General features: G+C 57.6%; 1 pseudogene. It reads right to left on the bottom strand.

Annotated features, from left to right (window positions below):
- Positions 1-250: pseudogene (locus SB719_RS21680) on the bottom strand (DNA polymerase III subunit delta'); the annotation flags it as partial.

The raw sequence follows: 250 nt of genomic DNA, 5'->3' as shown, positions 1-250 counted from the left end.
CAGCGCGACCGGATTGTCGGGAGCAAGCGTCCAGACGAGTGGGAAATGAGGATAAAGAGCGCCCGTGCGGGAGGCTCTTCCAGCGTTTTCAACAAAGCGTTGGCGGCATTGCGGTTCATATCGTCGGCTGGATCGACAATGACGATGCGCCAGGCGTGGTCCGATGCCGTTCTGGTCAGAAAATGCGTGACACGGCGAATTTCCTCCACCGGGATGCCGGTTTTGAACTTTCCGGTCTTCTGATCGAACG

The sequence above is a fragment of the Pantoea sp. SIMBA_079 genome (assembly GCF_046940275.1).
Classification (GTDB): domain Bacteria; phylum Pseudomonadota; class Gammaproteobacteria; order Enterobacterales; family Enterobacteriaceae; genus Pantoea; species Pantoea borealis.
This window is presented reverse-complemented; position numbering and strand designations above follow the sequence as displayed.